12 protein-coding genes are annotated in these 14,756 nt (G+C 65.4%); 4 read left to right on the top strand and 8 right to left on the bottom strand.

Annotation, left to right across the window (positions count from 1 at the left end; translation table 11 throughout):
- Positions 1-155: 155 nt before the first annotated feature.
- Positions 156-1,604: an MATE family efflux transporter gene (locus ASILVAE211_RS03940; protein ID WP_227319965.1), complete on the top strand. Its 1,449-nt coding sequence runs from the start codon at positions 156-158 to the stop codon at positions 1,602-1,604.
- A gap of 264 nt (positions 1,605-1,868) precedes the next feature.
- Positions 1,869-3,242: a glycosyltransferase family 2 protein gene (locus tag ASILVAE211_RS03935; protein WP_227319964.1), complete on the top strand. Its 1,374-nt coding sequence runs from the start codon at positions 1,869-1,871 to the stop codon at positions 3,240-3,242.
- On the opposite strand, the gene ASILVAE211_RS03930 is transcribed toward ASILVAE211_RS03935, so the two are convergent.
- The 6 genes from ASILVAE211_RS03930 to ASILVAE211_RS03905 all read right to left on the bottom strand — a co-directional run bounded on the left by ASILVAE211_RS03930 (position 3,239) and on the right by ASILVAE211_RS03905 (position 9,049).
- Entirely contained in the window at positions 3,239-4,792 is a 1,554-nt protein-coding gene (locus tag ASILVAE211_RS03930; protein WP_227319963.1) for an HAL/PAL/TAL family ammonia-lyase, read from the bottom strand. The two genes, ASILVAE211_RS03935 and ASILVAE211_RS03930, sit on opposite strands and share 4 nt — an antisense overlap.
- 71 nt (positions 4,793-4,863) lie before the next feature.
- The gene (locus tag ASILVAE211_RS03925; protein WP_227319962.1) at positions 4,864-5,796 is read right to left on the bottom strand and encodes a 3-hydroxyacyl-CoA dehydrogenase; all 933 of its coding nucleotides are present in this window, start codon (positions 5,794-5,796) and stop codon (positions 4,864-4,866) included.
- Positions 5,797-5,832: 36 nt separating this feature from the next.
- Positions 5,833-6,360, bottom strand: coding sequence for a gamma carbonic anhydrase family protein (locus ASILVAE211_RS03920; RefSeq protein WP_227319961.1), 528 nt, complete (start codon positions 6,358-6,360; stop codon positions 5,833-5,835).
- A gap of 33 nt (positions 6,361-6,393) precedes the next feature.
- The gene (locus tag ASILVAE211_RS03915) at positions 6,394-7,170 is read right to left on the bottom strand and encodes an SDR family oxidoreductase (RefSeq protein ID WP_227319960.1); all 777 of its coding nucleotides are present in this window, start codon (positions 7,168-7,170) and stop codon (positions 6,394-6,396) included.
- Positions 7,171-7,247: 77 nt separating this feature from the next.
- Positions 7,248-7,943, bottom strand: coding sequence for an RlmE family RNA methyltransferase (locus ASILVAE211_RS03910; protein ID WP_227319959.1), 696 nt, complete (start codon positions 7,941-7,943; stop codon positions 7,248-7,250).
- A 17-nt stretch (positions 7,944-7,960) separates the two neighbouring features.
- Complete coding sequence (locus tag ASILVAE211_RS03905) at positions 7,961-9,049, bottom strand: Ppx/GppA phosphatase family protein (protein WP_227319958.1); 1,089 nt, start codon at positions 9,047-9,049, stop codon at positions 7,961-7,963.
- 43 nt (positions 9,050-9,092) lie between these two features.
- Here ASILVAE211_RS03905 and ASILVAE211_RS03900 point away from each other — a divergent pair, with 43 nt between their 5' ends.
- Positions 9,093-10,082 carry a glycosyltransferase family 9 protein gene (locus ASILVAE211_RS03900; RefSeq protein ID WP_227319957.1) on the top strand — a complete coding sequence of 330 codons (990 nt, stop codon included), beginning with the start codon at positions 9,093-9,095 and terminating at the stop codon, positions 10,080-10,082.
- A complete protein-coding gene (locus tag ASILVAE211_RS03895; RefSeq protein ID WP_227319956.1) occupies positions 10,079-11,398 on the top strand; it encodes a dihydroorotase in 1,320 nt (439 codons plus the stop codon). The genes ASILVAE211_RS03900 and ASILVAE211_RS03895 overlap by 4 nt, the downstream gene beginning before the upstream one ends.
- On the opposite strand, the gene ASILVAE211_RS03890 is transcribed toward ASILVAE211_RS03895, so the two are convergent.
- Both ASILVAE211_RS03890 and ASILVAE211_RS03885 read right to left on the bottom strand, forming a co-directional pair.
- The gene (locus ASILVAE211_RS03890; protein ID WP_227319955.1) at positions 11,337-13,322 is read right to left on the bottom strand and encodes a Hint domain-containing protein; all 1,986 of its coding nucleotides are present in this window, start codon (positions 13,320-13,322) and stop codon (positions 11,337-11,339) included. The two genes, ASILVAE211_RS03895 and ASILVAE211_RS03890, sit on opposite strands and share 62 nt — an antisense overlap.
- Positions 13,323-13,420: 98 nt before the next feature.
- Positions 13,421-14,755, bottom strand: a complete 1,335-nt coding sequence (locus ASILVAE211_RS03885) for an aspartate aminotransferase family protein (protein ID WP_227319954.1) — start codon at positions 14,753-14,755, stop codon at positions 13,421-13,423.
- Between the last annotated feature and the right edge of the window lies 1 nt (position 14,756).

Genomic DNA, 14,756 nt, shown 5'->3' with positions numbered 1-14,756 from the left:
AGCGGACAAATCACGCCATTGCATCACCGCCCCTGGTCGGTGGAGGATCAGGCATGATGATCGATGCGCGGGCCTTAACCGCATGGCCGGCTGCTCTGGCGATATCCGTTGCATCCGACTATCTCATGCCCGGCAGGACGATAAGGAAACCCGAGATGGCGAAAACTTCTCACTCGGGTGCGGCTGGCCCGGGCAGCGCTCATGCCCGCTTCGTCTCCGGCTCGATCATGCGGCATGTCTCAGTGATGGCGCTGACCGGCACCATCGGCATCGTCGCCGTCTTCGCGGTCGATCTGCTCAATTTCTTCTATCTGTCGCGCCTGGGTGACAAGGCCGTGGCCGCCGCCGTGGGCTTTGCCGGCGCCATCGGCTTCTTTCAGATTTCCATCGGCATCGGGCTGACGATCGGCATCGGCGCCGCCGTCTCCACCGCCATCGGCCGGGCGGACGGCATTGAAGGCAGTGCCGCGCCGCGCATCGCCGCCACCAGCCTGATCGCCATGGCCGTCATCACCCTCGCCCTCGGCCTGGTCACGGCGGTCTTCCGCAACCCGCTGCTCGACCTGCTGCATGCGACCGGGGAAACGAAGTCCCTCGCCGCGCTGTATCTGCTCATTACCTGCCCTGCCCTGCCCTTCATGATCATCGGCATGGGCGGCGGCGCGCTGCTGCGCTCGGCCGGTGCCGCAAGGCGCGCGATGAACGTCACGCTCTACGGCGCGGTGGCCGTGGCGGCGATGGACCCCGTCTTCATCTTCGTGCTGCATCTGGGGTTGGAAGGCGCGGCCATCAGCACCGTTCTGTCTCGCGCCTTCATGACTTTACTCGGCCTGTATTATATCCGCCGGCAGGGCCTGCTCGGCCGCCCCGATACGGCCCTGGCACGGGCCGATCTGACGCAGGTCGGGCGCGTGGCCGGCCCGGCCATTCTCACCAATCTGGCGACGCCGGTGGGCTCGGCCTATGTCACCCATACCATGGCGCATTTCGGCGTGGCCGCTGTGGCCGGACAGGCGGCGATCGACCGCATGATGCCGGTCGCCTTCGGCGTCATCTTCGCGCTGACCGGCGCGGTGGGGCCGATCATGGCGCAGAATCTCGGCGCCGGCCGGACTGACCGGGTGCGGGAGACGCTGCGCAGCAGCCTCATCTTCATGGCCATCGCGGTGGTCATTGCCTGGGCCGTACTGGCGGCCGCGCAGAACGGGCTGGCCATCGCCTTCTCCTCCAAGGGCGTGGCAGCCGATCTGCTGCATCTTTATTGCAGTTGGCTGGCGGGCAGCGCCATTTTCCTGGGCGCGCTGTTCGTCGGCAATGCCGCCTTCAACAATCTGGGCCGGCCCGGCTATGCGACGGTGCTGAACTGGGGCCGGGCGACGCTCGGCACCATTCCCTTCGTCCATGTCGGCGCACAATACGGGCCGCTGGGCGTGGCGGTGGGCCAGGCCGGCGGCTATGTATTGTTCGGCATCGCCGCCGTCATCCTCGCCTTCCGCGTCATCAACAGGCTGGACCGCGAGCATCCCGTCAAATTGCCCGAGCCGATCATCGCCGTGCCCGGCGGACGCAATGCGGTCAGCAATTTTGAGACGGATGGGACATAATAGCCGACCCGCCATCGATGCCTGGCAATGACCAGGCAAACATAAAGCCCGCACGGCGTCAGGCGCAGGCGCAGGCAAATGTGATTGAAGTATCTCGCCGTCGCGGTCCGGCTCATTCTGTAGCGGCGCCGACACGACGACAGTTTCGACTGGCTCAGACGCGATAAGGCGTAGCGCCACTGTCTCTTTCACGCTGCACGGGTTTGCGCTAGTGAGTACCGTATTCCAGCTCTGGTCAAGTGAGGGAGCAAGCGGCGCCTTATGATGTCTGACCATCGTCCCCCGGCGTCGCGCCCCCATGTGGAAGTGGCGATTATCGCCTGCGCCCGCTGGGAGACGCAGTATATCGCCGAATGGCTCTCCTATCACCGCCGCATCGGCTTCGACCGCGTCTATCTCTATGTCAATGACGATGACGCGGCGGCCATCGTGACGGCAGCCTTGCCGTTCCTGGAAGGCCCTGATCCCTTCCTGGTGCTGCTGTATTTCGGCCTTCAAGGCCAGCAGTTTCAAATGACCCGGCATTTCCTGCATCATCATATGGCAGAAACAGACTGGTTCATGTTTCTGGACATCGACGAATTTCTGCGCCTGCCCGACGGCAATATCAAAACCTATCTCGCTGGCATCCCTGAAGAATGGGACAGCATCTCCTTCAATTGGCAGCATTTCGGCAATAGCGGTTTCGCGCACCGGCCAGCGGGCAGCGTTTTGCTCAATTATGTCCGCCGGGAAAGCGAAATCGTCAGCGCAACCAAAACGCTGACGCGGTCGCGCCGCGTGACGCCCGAAGCCATCACGTCCTTGTGGTATATCTGGCACGACTGGGGCCATGTCCTGGGCGACAACCTACAGGCCTTTAACGTGCTTGGCGACCACCGCACCCTGTTCCACGACAATGCCAGCTACTATGAACGCGAGACGACGCAAACCGGCATTCGGCAATCCGGCGCCTATATCCATCATTACTCGATCAAGTCCGAAGGCGATTTCCGCCGGCGCGTGGAACGCGGCCTGGTCGGCGATTATGGTGGGCAGGTCATATGGGGCGCGATCGAGCGTGACGGCGGCGCACCGGGACATTTGCGCCGGCTGAATGCCGTTTATGACTCAAGCCTGCGGGACTTCTGGCTGAAGCATCTTCTACAGCACTATACTCAAATCGTGGTGCCCGCGCCGCCCGGACCCAATCTTCTTGTTGGGCAGAAGGCAACACAGAGTTCCACCTCCGCCTGGTCTCGTTCCGAATCCGCCGAGGAAGACGCGGCCGGCGCGGTGAACGGCAAACTGACCGGCTCCTTCCAGTTCCATACCGAGCTGGAGCATGCGCCCTGGTGGAAAGTAGACCTGACAACTGCCGCCCCCGTCGCCCAGGTCAGGCTTTTCAACCGCATCGACGACGCCGCCTGCGGCGGCCGCTTCCGGAATTTCGCGATCGACATCAACGATACCGCCGGTGCCTGGCACGAAATCTATCGCGACACCGCAGACCGTATCCTGGGCGGGGTCGATGGCCGGCCGATGATCCTGAACCTGCAACCGCCCATACTCTGCGCGGGCCTGCGCGTGCGGCTGCTGGGATCAGACTATCTCCATCTCGACCAGGTCGAAGCCTATGCGCCGATTGCGGCCGCCTAGAGCGCGAAGGGCGACCGGTCCAGCAGGTCCCGCAGCCGCATAATGTCGGCATTCATCGGCCGGTCATCCGCATAGGTCGGCACCATGGCGCGGATGGCACGGCGCAGTGCTGCCGTCGCCGGTGCCAGAGCAACGCCCGGCTGGCAGTCATAGGCCTGCGCCGCCGCCAGCAACTCGATCGCCAGCACATCACGCAGATTGTCGAGAATGGCGAGAAGCTTCAGCGCCGCCGGGGTGGAATGCGGCAGCATATCCTCCTGCAAGGCCGAGGTGATGCCGCCGTCAAGGCTTGCCGGCAGCGACAGGCGCCGGTTTTCCGCGACCAGGGCGACCGCCGTATATTGCGCGATCATATAGCCGGAAAAAACGCCGCCATCGGCCGCCAGAAAGGCCGGCAGGCCGCTCACCAGCGGGTTGACCAGCCGGTCCGTCCGCCGCTCGGACACGGCGGCGAGTGCCGCCGCCGCCGGGGCCAGGGCGTCCAGCGCCAAAGCCAGGCCCGTCGCGACGGCATGGGCTTCTGACCGCACCACCGGTGCTTCCGGCGTGCCGCCGACCGCCGGATTGTCCGTCACGCTTTCCAATTCCCGGATGACGACGGCTTCGGCCGCCACGAAGGCATCACGCGCCGCGCCATGCACATGCGGCACGGCGCGCAGGCTGAGCGGATCCTGCGTACGGCGGCCGAGGCTGGCCGCCAGCATCGGGCTATTCGCCAGCCAATGACGCATGGCCTGCCCGACATGCTGCAAGCCGTAGGACTTGCGCAGCGCCAGCGTCACCTCATCGAAAGTACCGGCCTGGACGCCGAGGTTTTCATAGGTCAGCGCGGCGGCGGCATCCGACCAGTCCAGCAAGCGCTGCATGCGGTCCAACGCGACGGCGGCCAGGCCCGTGGCACAGGGCGTGCCATTGACAAGGCTGAGCCCTTCCTTCGCTTCCAGCACCAGGGGCTTGCGGCCGATGCGCGCCATGGCCTCGGCACCGCTGATGCGGTCAGCCCCGATACGCGCGTCCCCCGCGCCGATCAGCACCAGGCCGATGGCCGCCGCATGGGTGAGATAGCCGACGGAGCCGCGCGACGGGATGACCGGCAGGATATCGGCATTGAGCAAGGCGATCAGCGCTTCCACCACGTCCAGCCGCACGCCGGATGCGCCATGCGCGAAATTCGCGATCTGGGCGGCCATGACGGCGCGCGTCTCGACCCGGCCCAAGGGGTCACCCAGACCGGCCGCATGGCTGAACAGGATATTGCGCGACAGGGCCTGTTGCTGCGGCCGGTCGATCAGCACATCGCAGAGGGCGCCGACGCCGGTATTGATGCCGTAGCCGCGAATACCCTGCTCGGACAAAGCCTCCACAATCCGCCTTGCATGGCGGATACGGGTGGCAGCGCTGTCGGACAGAACCAGCCGGACACCATGGGCGACAGCCGCGATATCGGCCGGTGTCAAAGGCCCGTCCAGCCGCACATCGCGGCGATGACGACCCCAAGTCTTATCTTCAGCGAGAATGACCAGCCTCCGCAGCTCAGGCGCAGGCGTCACAATCCGCCTCAACGTCTGATCGCATTCTCAAGAAGCCGGACCAGAGTTGCAAGCCGCAAACAGGCTTTTCCTTAGCTCGGCTGTCCCGCCTTATGCGCCAGAAGCGCCATCAGCCGCCGGTCCCGCCAGGCCTGGCGCTTGCCCTGCCGGTCCATCGGCAGCCGGTCGCGCTGCGCGTCATGCAGACGGCCGATGAGGTCCGGCGACCAGGACGGCGTTTTGCTGGCCGCCATCATCTCCCGGAACGGGCCGCCGTAACGGGCGCAGTAATCGGCAAGCCCGGCCGGAGCGTTGAGGTCTATCGTCTCGAAAGGCCCCATGAAAGACCAGCGCAGGCCCAGCCCTTCCCGCACCGTCGCGTCGATATCGGCCGGATCGGCATAACCTTCCTCGACCAGATACATCGCCTCGGTCAGCAGCGCCGCCTGCAACCGGTTGAGCAGGAAGCCGTCTATTTCCTTTTTCACGGTGGCCGGCACCATGCCGGCATCTTCCATCAGCACCCGCGTGCGCTGCACGACCGCCGGATCGGTCCAGGGTGCTGGTCCCAGTTCCACAATCGGGATCAGATAGGGCGGATTGACAGGGTGGGCGACAAGGCAACGCCCAGCGCCCGGCAGTCCTTCGCTGAACAGGCTGGCGCGGATGGTGCTGGTGGAACTGGCCAGAACCGTGTGCGCCGCCGCCACCGCATCCATGCGCGCGAAAAGCTCGCGCTTGCGCCCGACATCTTCAGGACCGTTTTCCTGCGCATGGACGGCGCCGTCCAGCGCCTGCTCCAGCGTCGCCGCGCCATGCAGCCGGCCGAGGATGGCACTTTCGCTCTCACCGCGCAGCAAGCCGGCCTCTGCCAGTTCCGGCAGGCGGGCGGCGATGAAATCCCGCGATGCCGGCACGGCCGACGCTTGCGGATCCCATAGCCAGACATCATGCCCACCGCGCGCAAAGACGATGGACCAGGCGCGGCCGATCAGCCCCGCGCCGATGATTGCGATTTTCGCCATAGCCAGCCTCCCGCTTCGCCGTTTGCCGGCGTTTATTCAGTCTTGCGCGATCTCCGCATGATCGCGATAGCGTTTCCAGTTGCGCACATAGGCTTGCGTGCCGTCGCGCATCCGCGCCGCCTGTTCAGGCGTCACCTCGCCCGTCACCTTGCCGGGAATGCCCTTCACGACGGCGTTGTCGGGAATGACCTTGCCCTCGCCGATAAAGGCCATGGCACCGATCAGGCAATTGCGGCCGATGCTGGCCCCGTTGAGGATGACGGCGCCAATGCCGATCAGCGAATTCTCGCCGATCGTGCAGCCATGCAGCATGGCCTGATGGCCGACCGTGACATGCGCGCCGATCTCCAGCGGAAAGCCCGGGTCGGTATGCAGCACGGCATTGTCCTGCACATTGCTGCCCTGGCCCAGGGTGATGCGCTCGTTATCGCCGCGCAGCACAGCGCCCCACCAGATGGAGGCGTCGCGATGCAGCGTCACGCGGCCGATGACGGTCGCATTCGGCGCAATCCAGTGCTGATCGTCTTCCGTCTCGACCTGGATGCCGTTCAGAACAACACGCATGATGCATCAACTCCGCAATTGCACCCCCTTCGCCTACAGGCTTTCGACATTGCCGCAGACGGAAATGGATTGGCCGGAAATGTTCCAGCCGGCCTGCGTGCAGAGAAAGATGACCGCCGATGCAACATCATCCGGCGTCACCATATGGCGCAGCGAAATGCGCTTGAGATATTCCGCCTCCATCGCCTCGTAGGAGACACCGGTCTGTTCGGCGCGGGCGCGAATGACACCTTCCATGCGCGGGCCTTTGACGATGCCGGGCAAAATGGCGTTGACGCGAATGCCGTCCGGTCCCAATTCCTTCGCCAGGCTCTGCGTAAAACCGACGATGGCCCATTTCGACGCTGAATAGGGCGTCCGATAGGCATAGCCGAAACGCCCGGCGGACGAGGACATATTGACGATGGCGCCCTCGCCCGCCGCGCGCAGATAAGGCACGGCGTAATGCGCGCAATAGAACTGGCCGTTGAGATTGATATCGATCGTGCTGCGCCAGGCGCTTGTCGCGATTTCATCCACCGTGCCGGTGGGGCCTGCGATGCCGGCATTGTTGACCAGCACATCCAAACCGCCGAGCGCCTCGGCCGCATCTTCCACCATGCGCTTGACCTGCGCCTCGTTCGATACATCGGCGATGGAGGTGGTGACGCCCAGCGTTGCCGCGCATTCCGCCAGCGCGCTCTCGTTGACGTCGCAGACATGCACTTTAGCGCCGTCGGCCACGAAAGCGTCGGCAATGGCGCGGCCGATGCCGCTGGCCCCCGCCGTGACCAGAACCTTCAGACCCGGCTTGACCTGCCGCTGTTGCATGATCGCTTCCCTCTCCGCCGCCGCGCCGTTGATCGGCGCTTGGCCTTTACCTTAGCGCAGGGAAGCGACAACGCCAGCTACCCCCGGAAGCCGGTCGCTATCACATAAAGCTCACTCGATTCCTTGCGGCTGGCCGGCGGCTTGGCATGTTTGACGCTTTCGAAGCGCTTCTTCATCGGGTCCAGCAGATGCTTGTCGGCGCCGCCCTGGAAGAGTTTGGCGACGAAAGTGCCGCCCACGGGCAGCAGTTCAAAAGCGAGTTCCAGCGCCATCTCGGCCAATGCCACGATGCGGATATGGTCGGTCGAGGCATGACCCGAGGTATTGGGCGCCATATCGGACAGAAACAGGTCGGGCTTGCCGCCCAGCAATTCGATGATCTTGGCATGGACCTCGGGGTCTGTCGCATCCGCCTGAATCAGATGCGCGCCGGGGATGGGCGGAATGTCCAGCAGGTCGATGCCGACGACATGGGACGCCCCACGGGCCAGCGCCACCTGCGTCCAGCCACCGGGGGCCGCACCCAGGTCCAGCACCCGCATGCCCTTCTTGATGATCTTGAAGCGGTCATCCAGCTCGATGAGCTTGAAGGCCGCGCGCGACCGCCAGCCCTGCTTCTGCGCCGCCGTCACATAGGGGTCGTTCAACTGCCGTTGCAGCCAGCGCTGAGACGCCACGCTGCGCCCCGCCGTCCGCTTCAGCGTGACCGTCAGGCCACGGCCCGCGCCCTTGCCGGGATCCGTGCTCGGACCCTTGCGCCCAGTAGGGGCCATAATTCTTTCTGCCTTTGTCAGCCGGCGGGCGAAGCGGCGATGGAAGTCTGCAAAACCCCGCCGCCGCAGCCGCGACGGCTGTCCTTGCGGCGCCCCCCGCGGATCTGCCGCAGAAGGATGCCTTCGCGCAAGCCACGATCGGCGACGCCAACCTCGGGCGTCGGCCAGACGGAACGGATGGCGGCGAAGATGGCGCAGCCCGGCAGAACCAGATCGGCCCGGTCTTCGCCGATGCAGGGATGGTTGGCGAGGCCGTTGCGCCCCATGGCGCGCAGGCTTTCCACTGCCTGATCGGCTTCCTCACCGGGCAGGATGATGCCGTCCACCAGCGGCCGGCGATAACGCGGCAATTTCAACGCGACACTGGCAACCGTGGTGATGGTGCCGCTGGTGCCGAGCAGGCGCACGCCGCCGTCGCGGTTGATCTCCCGCCCGATGCGATGGATGTCCTCGAACTCCCACAGCTTCTCCTCCACGGTCTCAACCATGGTGTTGAAACCGTCCTCGGTGAAGCAGGTATGCTCGGTGCAGGCGCGCAGCGTCATCACCCCGAAGGGCAGCGAGACATAGCTGATCAGCGTTGGCGCCCCGGCGTCGAGCCGCACCCAGGCGATTTCGGTGGAGCCGCCGCCGATGTCGAAGACCAGCGCGCGGCTGCCGGCATTGCGCAGCAGGGGCGAGCAGCTTTCCAACGTCAGCTCGGCTTCCTCGCGGCCCGAAATGATGCGGATATCCAAACCGGTCTGCTGGCGCACGCGGGCCAGAAAGTCCTGCCCATTCGTGGCGCGGCGGCAGGCTTCCGTCGCGACGGCGGTCAATCCGCTCAGCCGGTAGCGCGACAACCGGCCGGCGCAGGAGCGCAGCGCGTCCATCGCGCGGTCCATGGCGCATTCGGCCAATTGGCCGGTTTCGGCCAGACCTTCGCCCAGGCCCACGGACCGGCTGAAGCTTTCGATGACACGGAAGCCGTTGCTGCTCGGCACGCCCAGCATCAGACGGCAGTTATTGGTGCCCAAATCGAGGGCGCCAAAAATGGGTGCCCCGGACCGCCTTTCGGTGATCGGTGCATCGCCAGGCGCGCAGGGCGTGGAGATGCTGATGTCCATGAGCTAATAGTCGTCGCCTGACCAGAGGTTCTACAAGTGTCAAATGTTTAAGATAGGCTTGCAAGGGGGCAGCTATGCCTCACCATCCCCATCCGCCCGTATAAATGGGCGCAGGCCGCGCATTCTGTTCATCACCGCGACGCGGATCGGCGATGCGGTGATCAGCACCGGTATTCTGAAGCATCTGCTGCGCCAGAACCCGCGCGCCCTTTTCACCGTCGCCTGTGGACCTGTGGCCGCCGGGGTTTTTCAGGCCATGCCGCAGTTGGAGCGGCTGATCCTGATGCCCAAGCAGAAGATGGACGGGCATTGGTTCAAGCTCTGGGGGCAGACGCTCGGCACCCGCTGGGATCAGGTGATCGACCTGCGCGGCTCTGGCACCGCCTTTTTTCTTCTCGCCCGCCAGCGCCGCATTCTGAAGGGCGGCCGGCGCCCCGGCCTGCGGCTGGCGCAATTGGCGCAGAGCATGGACCTTTCGCCGCCGCCGCTGCCCATCGCCTGGTATAGCGAGGCTGATCGCGCCCGTGCCCGTGCTCTGCTGCCGGACGGCACGCCCTATATTGGCCTCGGCCCCACCGCCAATTGGTCCGGCAAGGTCTGGCCGCCGGCACAATTCGTCACCCTTTTCCACCGCCTGCGGGCAGAAGGGCTGACCGACGCACGGCCGGTGATCTTCGCCGGCCCCGGTCCCACGGAAGCGGCCCTGGCCAAGCCCGTTTTGGACGCGCTGCCGGATGCGATCGACCTGACGGGGCGGCTGACTTTGCCGGAAGCCGCCGCCTGCCTGGCGCGCACGGCGCTGTTTGTCGGCAATGATTCGGGGCTCATGCATCTGGCGGCGGCAGCCGGTGCGCCGACATTGGGGCTGTTCGGCCCCTCCCCGGTCGATGAATATGCGCCCTCCGGCCGCCGCACGGCGGCTGTGGTCGCACCCGGCCCGGCCGGAAAAGCACCGATGGACGCATTGACGGTCGAGGCGGCTTTGGCCGCCGCGATGGCTTTACTCAAGGATGAAGGGCGGATCGCCGCATGAAACCAATCTATGATCTCATCATCCGTGGCGGCACCGTCGTTCTGCCCTGGGGGCTGGAACAGGCGGATATCGGCGTCGCCTTGGGCCGTATCGTAACGCTCGCCCCCGGCGCGGATGCCGAAGCGGGCGAGGTGTTCGACGCCACCGGCCTGCATGTTCTGCCCGGCCTGATCGACGCCCATACCCATCTGCGCGACGATCCGGCGGTCGAGAATATCGCGTCCGGCACGCGCGCCGCCATCCTGGGCGGCCTGACGGCAGTCTTCGACATGCCGAACGGCAATCCTTCCATCACCACCAAAGAACGGCTGGCGGTCAAAAAGGAATACGCCGCCACCCGCAGCTGGTGCGATCTCGGCCTCTATGTCGGGGCGGCGCGCGACAATATTCCAAGCCTCGCCGAGCTGGAGCTGGAAGACGGCGTCTGCGCCATCAAGGTCTTCGCCGGGTCCAGCACGGGTGACCTGCTGATCGAATCCGACGAGCTGCTGGAGCAGGTGATGCGGAGCGGCCGGCGGCGGATTGCCTATCATTCGGAGGACGAATACCGCCTGCGCGAGCGCAAGCATCTGTTCCATGAGGGCATGCCTTACGTGAACCACATGGAATGGCGCGACGTGGAAGCGGCCTTTCTCGGCACCCGCCGGCTGATGGCGCTGGCCCGCAAGACCGGCCGCCCCGCTCATATCCTGCATGTCTCGACCGCCGAGGAACTGGATTACCTGGCCGATTACCGCGATATCGCGACGGTCGAGGTGCTGCTGAACCATCTCACGCAATGGGCGCCGGATGCCTACGAGAAGCTCGGCGCCTATGCGGTGATGAATCCGCCGATCCGCGACAAGCGGCATTGGGAAGCCGCCTGGGCCGCGGTGCGCGACGGCATGGTCGATGTCGTGGGGTCTGACCATGCGCCGCATTCCAAGGCCAATAAGGAAAAGCCCTGGCCGTCGACGGCCGCCGGCCTGACCGGCATTCAGACCATCGTGCCGCTGATGCTGGATCACGTCTCGGCCGGCCGCCTGTCGCTCATGCGGCTGGCGGACGTGATGTGCGCCGGCCCGGCGCGCGTTTACGGCGTCGTCGGCAAGGGCCGCATCGCGCGCGGCTATGACGCCGACTTCACCATCGTCGACATGAAGAAATCCCGCACCATCGAGCAGGACTGGATCGCCAGCCCCTGCGGCTGGTCGCCCTTCGTCGGCACCACGGTACAGGGCTGGCCGGTCGCCACCATCATCCGTGGCCGCACCGTCATGCGCGACGACGAAGTGCTGGGCGAGCCGGAAGGGCAGCTTGTGAGCTTCGCCGGCTGAGCAGGCGCCGGGCGCTTTCGACCTCAGGCCCGGTGACGCAAAGGGGGGCGCAGCCCAGCGCCTCCCTGACCCATACCGCATCCGGTCGCGCGTCATTGCCCCAGGCAGCATGCAGGCTGGTCACCGCGCCGTCGAAAGCGGCGCGGTCGTCGGTATCGAGATAGCTCTCGGCTGGCAGCCTTTCGGCCAGAATAACGGCATGACGCGGCAGTTCGACATGGAAATAGGTGACGGCCGGTCGCCGCTCCTGCCGGACGGTATCGCCGTTCAGCAAATGCTTGACGGGAATCAGCACGCCGCCATGAAACAGGGCATGGTCGGGCGACAGATAAAGGTCGCGTGCCGGCAGCCCTTGTCCAAAGGCATGGGCCTCGACGCGCACCGGCCAAACCGTCTCCGGCCGAGGGTGACGGGCGCAATCCACCCGGCGCTGGCCGATCCAGATCACGGGCATGGCGTCCCCATCGGCCGTCAGCACAGAATCGCCGGTCGCCAAGTCCTCCACCGCCCGCTCCCCGTCTGGCGTCATGATGCGCGTGCCGGCCACGAAACAGGCGACCGTCACGTCCGTGCCACCATTGCCGTCCGAAGCCAGCACGAAATCGCTCAAGCCGTCCGCCGTCTGCAGGGTCAGGCTGGTTGACTGGCTGCCGTCGCTGACCGTCAGCACGCCGTCCTGATAGGAAACGCTGCCGGCATCGCCAAAGCTGAGGCCCAGAATATCAAGCGTATCGCCGGGCGCGAAGCCGGTGATGGCATTGGCCGGCGTGGCGGCGATGTCGAATTGCAAGGTCGACTGCGCGCCTGCGGCGAAGGCAATGGTGCCGGTGCCTGCCGCGTCCGTGCCGCCCAGGTTGAGGATGGCGCCATCCAGCGTAATGCCGCCGGTAAAACTGTTGCCCGCCTGCAATTGCAGATAGCCGGCGCCTTCGATCAAAAGGCCGCCCGCGCCGGTGATCTGTTCCGCCTCGGTATTATAGGCGGTGCCGTTCAGCACGGCGGCATTATTGGCGAAGGCATCGACAACCAACTGATTATCGGCATTCAGCATCGAGCCTGACAGGTCGATGGTCGAAGTCAGGCGCGCGGCCGCGATGGAGACCGCAGCTTCACCAGACAGGCTGTCGGTATTGGGGAACCACGGGTCGCCCTCGTCGAAGCGGAACTGGATGGCCTGGCCAGCAGCATTGACCCCGAACCAGATCGTGCCGGTGCCAAGCCCACCCGGTTGCAGCGGCGGTGTCTGCGCCTGATAGGTACGGCTGTCGGCCACCGGCTCGGTGAAGTCGGAAAGATTGGTGAAATGCGCGACCGTGCTGGAATCGATGACCGGCACGGCGTAGACCGCGACAACATCCGGGCTCAGCCCGGTGCCGGCCCAATCATCCTCAGGCACGGCCACCGGATCGCCGATGACGATGGCGGTATGGCCGGTATCGGAGGTCGATTGCAGCGCCGGATCGGTCGCTGCATCAGGGGCCGAAGGGTCGGTATAGATGCCGAGGGAATAGGCGATGATGTCGCCGGCCTGAAGATCGGCGAAATTGCTGACGCCCGTGAAACCATCCGTGCCGTCCGCGACATTGCCAAAGAAATAGGACAGCACATCGGCACGCGCCCAGGGTTCGGCGGCCTCATTGATATCGACAGAGACGCTGCCATAGGCGGTGACGGTGCCGATATTGAAACGCGGATCTTCGCGCTCGGCCGCGACCACCGCCTGATGGATCGGCGCCACGCTGTCGAGCGCGTAATTCACCCAGGAGGAGCAGTCCGTGAAGACGTAGGGTTCGGCTGCCGTCAGGCTGACATCCGGCTGATCCGTCGCGCCATGGGGCACAGTTTCATAGGTATAGGCGGTGGTGCCGTCATTCTTGATCAGGCTCTGCACGGCCTCGGCGAAGGCTGCAAGCGATTGGCTCATGATGGTATTTCCCTGGGCGATTCTTGCGTCGCTCGTTTACCATACGAAACTTATTAGCAGAGAGGCGAGGCCTCTCTGCTAATAGCGGGCGGGTTTCATCACCCCACCGACCAAATAGCCGCGTCCACCGCCTCGCCCAGTATCTCCACGATGCGGTCTATCTCCGCGCCGGTTGCGATATAGGGCGGGGCGAGCAGAACATGGTCGCCCCGGCGGCCGTCGATGGTGCCGCCCATCGGGTAGCAGGCCATGCCGCGCGCGAAGGCTTCCGCCTTGATGCGCTCATGCAGCCGCAGCCCCGGATCGAAGGGCGTTTTCGTGTCACGATCCGCCACCAGTTCGATCGCCTGGAACAGGCCGCGCCCGCGCACATCGCCGATATGGGCATGATTGCCGAAGCGCGCCCGCAGCCGGTCATCCAGCCTGATCCCCATGGCGCGCACATTGGCCAGCAGATCATCATCCGCGATCACCTGCTGCACGGCGAGCGCCGCCGCGCAGGCCGTGGCATGGGCCAGATAGGTATGGCCATGGGCGAAGGCACCGCTACCCGCTTCCAATGCTGCGATGATGCGGCCCGAGATCAGAATGCCGCCGATGGGCTGGTAACCGCCACCCAGGCCCTTGGCGATCATCTGGATATCGGGCGCAACGCCTTCCTGCTCCCAGGCATGCAGCGTGCCGGTGCGGCCCATGCCGCACATCACCTCATCCAGCAGCAGTAGCGCACCATGACGGTCGCAGACCGCGCGCATCGCCTGGAAATAGCCGGCCGGTGCGGTGGCCGCGCCCAGCGTCGCGCCGACCACGGGTTCCGCGATGAAGGCCGCCACCCTGTCTGGCCCCACACGCTGAAACTCGGCCTCCAGCTCGGCCGCCAGACGCGCCACGTAATCGGCCTCGCTCTGCGCCGGTTCCTGGCCGCGATAGGCGAAAGCCGGGGAAACGTGGCTGAAGGCGTCGCTCAGCAGCGGCTGATACAAAGCCCGCCGCGCCATATTGCCGCCGGCCGACAAGGCCCCCAGCGTATTGCCGTGATAGCTCTGCCGGCGGGCGATGAAGCGGTGGCGCTGCGTCTGGCCGATTTCGACGAAATACTGCCGCGCCAGCTTGATCGCGGCCTCATTCGCTTCCGACCCGCCCGACACGAAATAGGCGTGGGTCAGGCCACCGGGCGCTGCGCCTACCAGCCTGTCCGCCAGCGCCTCGGCGGGCGCTGTCGTGAAGAAGCCGTTATAGGCGAAGGGCAAGGTCTCCACCTGCGCGCGGAGCGCCGCAATGACGCGCGGATGGCCGTGGCCCAGGCAGGAGACAGCGGCACCGCCGCTGGCATCGATAATCTCCCGCCCATCGGCCAGACGTACGATCAGCCCCTCGGCCGAGACCGCCTGCGGCGGGATATCGCGCAGGCCGCGATGCAGAAGATGGCTCATG

This window comes from Acidisoma silvae (genome assembly GCF_020618775.1).
Classification (GTDB): domain Bacteria; phylum Pseudomonadota; class Alphaproteobacteria; order Acetobacterales; family Acetobacteraceae; genus Acidisoma; species Acidisoma silvae.
Note: the sequence above shows the minus strand (reverse complement) of the source record. Positions and strands in the feature narration are given on the sequence as shown.